The sequence below is a fragment of the Streptosporangium sp. NPDC049644 genome, assembly GCF_040675205.1.
GTDB lineage: Bacteria > Actinomycetota > Actinomycetes > Streptosporangiales > Streptosporangiaceae > Streptosporangium > Streptosporangium fukuiense.
This window is the reverse complement of sequence record NZ_JBFAOJ010000237.1, coordinates 1-2,149: the sequence shown is the minus strand read 5'-3', so window position 1 is coordinate 2,149 and position 2,149 is coordinate 1. Positions and strand designations below refer to the sequence as shown.

The window sequence follows — 2,149 nt, the reverse complement described above, 5'->3', positions numbered from 1 at the left end:
ACGGTCGAGGATGACGGTCATGGTGTGCCTTCCCAGTCGGTGGTGCCGGTTGGCTTGCACTTCCACAGTGGCTGCTGCGGAGCGCGCGGTCATTGCGGCCGGCCGTCGGTCATTGAGGGTGTGGGCTCAATGACACACACATGTCTTCACGGTAAGTGGTGAGTCGGTTACGGTTCATCTGTCGGTGTTTGTGACCCGCGGAGGCAGCCCTATGGGGCAGATCACCAGGTCCAGGCGCGCACAGATCCAACGTGAGGCGATCGCCATCCGCATGCGCGGCCAGCGGGCAGGCTTCCCCTTGGAGCGGATCGTCGCCGCGCTACGTGGGGCATTTCCAGAGGTCTTGCCCCTGGAAGCGTGGCGGCTGGCCTTGGGCTGGTCCCGCGCCCAGACCGTCGCCCAGGTCGCCGACCTCTACATGGCCGATGGACTGCAGCCACCTGGCCTGTCGGAGGCGATGCTGTGCCGCTTCGAGCATGGCCCGGACCGGCCGGGCCCGGAGTACGCCGTCATGCTTGCCCGCGTCTACGGGGCGCACCCGGATCAGCTCGGGTTACGGACTCATACGCAAAGGCGCCGCGCGGCTTTTCCGACACCATTGACTCCCGTCATTACCGTGGGTGAAGACGAGAGTGACGACGAAAGGGAAGATCCCATGCGACGCCGCACGATGATCAAAGCGGTGGGACTGTCGGTCCCGCTGCAACTGCTGCTGAATCTCGAAGACGCCCTCGCCGTGCCGGTGGAGGTGAGACGGCCCGAAACGCTCAGCGAGATCCAGCAACGGCTCCAGGCCGGGCGACAACAGTTCGACGTCGGCGCGCTGGCGCCCCTGCTGGGCGGGCTCCCGACCATGCTCGCCGCCGCGGCCGACACTGCGGAGCGGGTGGACACTCCGGCAGGGTGGGCGCTGCTGGCGGGGTGTCACAACTTGGCGACCGACACCCTGAACAAGGTAGGTCGCAAGAACACGGCGCGCATCACTGCCGACCGGGGGGTGCTGTACGCGCAGCGGTCTGGGGATCCGGTGGCTGTGGCGGCCTCGGCTCGGGCGATGGGGATGATGCTGCGCACTGGAGGTCGCCACGCCGCGGCCACGCAGGTGGTGGGGCGGGCTGCCGACACCCTGGAGGTCATGGGGCTACGTACTGCACCTCAGCTAGGCATGTACCTGAGGCTGATGTGCACCTCCGCCTACGCTCAAAGCCAGGCCGGCGACCGGAAGGAGGCGTTTGCGCGGCTCGCCGACGCCGAGCGCGCTGCCGAACGCCTGGCCGCGTTGACGGGCAAAGCGGATGCGTTGCCGTTCGTCCGGATGTACCGGGTGAATCTCAACTACGCGCTAGGGGACGCAGGGGCGGCGGTGCGTGCGGGGCAGGATCTGCGGCCGGAGATGTATCGGACGCCGGAGCGGCGAGGCCGGTACCACACTGACATGGCGCGGGCCTGGTGGCAGTGGGGCGAGCCGGAGGAGACCGCAGATGCGCTGCTCGCGGCCTACAGGGAGACGCCGAGCGAGGTGCGGGACCGGCCCACGATACGGAAGGTCGCCGACGATCTCACCGCGTTGCACCCGCGCGTACCGGGGGTGCGGGAACTCGCGACCGCGCTGCGGTGACCTCGGGGCCCCGGCTCCCCGTCGCCGAAGCCGGGACCGGAGCGTCCAGTCACCGCTATCGGCTACTGGCGCTGACCTGTCTGGAGAGTGGACGGACCGCTCTATCCTCGGGTGAGGGGATGGGGATAGGGCGGCCCGCAAAGCAAGATATTGCCTGGCCTTTAAAGGCATTACAAGGGTTTGACCTGCAGAAATCTGCAGGATCCTGGCTCCTCTCGCCGAAGCCGGAGCGTTCAGTCGCCGCTGCTCGGCCTGATCCAGCCGCAGACGACCGACGCCGGGACTACCGAGCGGCAGGCCCCGGCTCCCCTCGCCGGAGCCGGGACACGATCATGAGACGTCCCATACGTCCCACGGGTTACCGGCCATAACAGGACGGCATGGACACGCGAAAGCCCCCACCGTTGTGGTGGGGGCTATTCGTCGTATTGGGGTCAGGTCCCTTTGCCTGTACGGCTTTAAGCATGTGTTGCTGAGCTGGATCCGATAGGGGAAGCCTGGAGTGCAGCTTGAAGCTCGGGGTCGGTAAAG

General features: G+C 67.2%; 1 protein-coding gene. It reads left to right on the top strand.

Going from position 1 to position 2,149, the window contains the following annotated elements; all coding sequences use genetic code 11:
- Nucleotides 1-211 precede the first annotated feature (211 nt).
- Nucleotides 212-1,618 (top strand): helix-turn-helix transcriptional regulator, encoded by a 1,407-nt coding sequence (locus AB0J58_RS44740; RefSeq protein ID WP_357795922.1) that lies wholly within the window; start codon nt 212-214, stop codon nt 1,616-1,618.
- Nucleotides 1,619-2,149 lie beyond the last annotated feature (531 nt).

Bases quoted from the DNA above. Each gene is read 5' to 3' on its own strand.
- AB0J58_RS44740 (WP_357795922.1), top strand. From the start codon at position 212: ATGGGGCAGATCACCAGGTCCAGGCGCGCACAGATCCAACGTGAGGCG.